This is a genomic window from Moorena sp. SIO3I6 (assembly GCF_010672095.1).
Window position 1 is genome coordinate 1 of sequence record NZ_JAAHHU010000606.1, and the last position, 2,671, is coordinate 2,671.

General features: G+C 41.7%; 3 protein-coding genes and 1 pseudogene. 3 read left to right on the forward strand and 1 reads right to left on the reverse strand.

The genetic code is table 11. The annotated features are described in order from the left end of the window. Nucleotides 1-900 (reverse strand): L-histidine N(alpha)-methyltransferase (egtD, locus tag F6K49_RS40220; protein WP_293106409.1); only part of this gene is annotated, 900 nt, incomplete at its 3' end. Between the two features lie 243 nt (nucleotides 901-1,143). Here egtD and F6K49_RS40225 point away from each other — a divergent pair. From F6K49_RS40225 to F6K49_RS40235, 3 genes and pseudogenes are all read left to right on the forward strand, one after another. Beyond that, on the forward strand, nucleotides 1,144-1,500 hold the full coding sequence (locus F6K49_RS40225; protein WP_293106411.1) for a hypothetical protein: 357 nt from the start codon (nucleotides 1,144-1,146) through the stop codon (nucleotides 1,498-1,500). Further along, on the forward strand, nucleotides 1,460-1,828 hold the full coding sequence (locus F6K49_RS40230) for a transposase (protein ID WP_293106424.1): 369 nt from the start codon (nucleotides 1,460-1,462) through the stop codon (nucleotides 1,826-1,828). Before F6K49_RS40225 ends, F6K49_RS40230 begins: the two co-directional genes overlap by 41 nt. A gap of 515 nt (nucleotides 1,829-2,343) precedes the next feature. Continuing rightward, a pseudogene (locus F6K49_RS40235) lies at nucleotides 2,344-2,515 on the forward strand (IS4 family transposase); the annotation flags it as partial. Nucleotides 2,516-2,671: the final 156 nt, after the last annotated feature.

Consider the following 2,671-nt stretch of genomic DNA (forward strand, 5'->3'; position numbering starts at 1 on the left):
TGTAAGCATGCTTTCTCCTGCTTGGAACTCAACCGTTAAATCCAGCCTGGCTAAGCGCACAACATGGGTTTCCTGGCAATGTAAATACATCTCAATCTGACTTTCCGATTGATTATAAATCGCCTGATGGGTAAAGCGATCGAGGTCAAAATTTCCAAGGAAACGCCAGTTCAGATGTGCTAGCATATTCAGGTTAAATGCCGCAGTCACCCCCTGACTATCATTATAGGCAGCTTCCAGAATCTCCTTGGGTTTTTGTAAGTCAATGCCCAGCAAAAAGTAATCTCCTGGTGCTAGTAAACCTATCATTTTCTCAAAAAAGCGATCGCACTGTTCAGGAGCAAAATTCCCCAAGCTACTACCCAAAAAGAAAACCATCCGCTTAGGTAATGGTGTTGGAGTTAATTGGCTCAGGGCGTGTTCATAGGTTCCCACCTGACCCTGAACCTTTAACTTGGGATAATCCAGCAACAGCTGCTTGGCACTCTCCTCAAGAATCTCCCCACTCACATCAATAGGAACATAGCGCAACGGATATCCCTGGTTTTCATAGGCATCCAACAACAAGCGAGTCTTGGTAGAACTGCCACTACCCAGCTCCACCAATTCGCAAGCTCCCGTAAATTGAGCAACGTCTACAGCATACTGTTGTAAAATTTCTGCTTCTGTGCGGGTGGGATAATATTCCGGTAACTCGCAGATTTGCTCAAATAATTGGGAGCCTTTTTGATCGTAAAAGTAACGAGGTGGCAAAGATTTCGGCCTTTGGGTTAATCCTCCAATGATATCTTTGCCATCATCTGTTGCAGTAGGCAGGTTGGCACTCCCGAGATAGTTAATTCCTAGGCGATCCTCACTGAATCTCAGATTCTTTGTGGTCTCTTGAAAAGTTGTTGACATAATACTCTTTTAAATTTTACGCCTAATGTGAAATAGACAAAAGGAAAAGGAAGCTCGAAGATGGAAATGTCACTAGCCATCATCGACTCCCTATGAATAGTATAGACATTCCCACCCTGTTCACTACCATTTTTGTGCTGGTGGATGACTGGTATCAACAAACCATAGAGCACAGTAAACCAATACTAGCGCTTAGCAAAACCTCTTTTTAGTGACTCATAAATATTAACGTTGTTGTTAGTGATGGATTATCTACCCTTTCCTGGAGAAACCCAATTTCTCGGCTTCATACGAGCAAATTACTTAGAGTGGTTCCCTAAATTGTTAGACCAAAGTCAGTTCAATCGTCGGGTGCGACGACTAGAAGGAGTACTTGAACAACTGCGAAGGTTTTGGGTGACACAACTCGGAGTCCATGGGGAAGATTCTTTTGTGCTTGATACCAAGCCAATTCCGGTGCTCGGACTCAAGCGAGATAAGAGACACAGTAACTTTACTGGCAGCGCCACTGCGGGTTGGTGTGCAGCAAGGCAGATGAACTATTTTGGTTACAAGGAGCGTGTTGCTCGCCACTTGGCTCGGAGTACCCATTGCCTATGACTTAGTTCCAGCTCACACCGATGAACGTCAAGCGGCCGAAGGTGTTTTAGAGGCGGTGCGTGGATGTCATATCTATGGAGACAAAGGTTTCATTGGCACCGAGTGGCAACAACACATAGCACAGCGCACGGGCAACTGCATCTGGACACTCAAAAGAGTTAATCAACACCAACAACATACCCCACAGCTTAATCGTTTTATATCCCGCATTCGCCAGCGCATCGAAGGAGTGTTTCACGTTCTTCAGAACACTGGACGTAACCCGGAGCGTTTACTCAACAAAACCGTTGCTGGTTTGTGCGTCCACATTGCGGCACTTGATGGCTAGTCACACTCTGCGCCTTTTGCTTCGTCGTCACTACCACATCGAAGTTTTGACTTTTTCGGTGTGCTGAAAATTACTTCCTTTGTCCCATGTAAGCGATCGCCCAATTTAATTCACATTAGACGTATTTTGTTTTCCAAAAATAGTTTTCCAAAAACAGTACATTTATACTGCTTAAGAGATGATCTGATTAGCACCGGTTAAGAGTACCATAATTTTTACCAGTTTTGAATAGCTCTTACTTTGGACAGCGAACCCAGGGATTTAGCTATACTTTGTCGATTCTGAGGGCAGGGCAAACGCATCTATCTAAATTAATCTAAATTAGATTGACAAATAAGCAATAGTGTGATATACAAAAACAAGGTTAACTTGATCACGAAATATAAGATAATGAATTCATCACTAATTTTTAGAAGTTGAGTTGTCTGACAAATGAAAAACGGCGTCTTAATGCAAAGCGCGAGTGGGTGAAACCCCCGTAAGACATAACCGCAGGATGGGGGAGCCTTGTCTTGATGCACTTAAAATTAGATAGATTAATCACAAAAAATGAAAATGGTATCCGAATTCATATTTATGGCTGTTTAATCGCTTATTTGATATGAAAACTAATTATAAATACCTGAATAGTTTGGAAAAACAGCATTAGATAAAATTCGTTATATTCAGTCAGATATGTCTCAATAAATTAGCTATGTAGATTGGTTTATAAAAATAATTTGGTTAAGCGAAAATAGTAATTTATAGTTTATAGGGTTAATATTAACTCAAAATGTAAAGTTTTTTTGCGCAATTCAACAGGATCTGATACTAAGCATAATATAATGCTATGGCGGGCCAGGA

Bases quoted from the DNA above. Each gene is read 5' to 3' on its own strand.
- F6K49_RS40225 (WP_293106411.1), top strand. From the start codon at position 1,144: ATGGATTATCTACCCTTTCCTGGAGAAACCCAATTTCTCGGCTTCATA.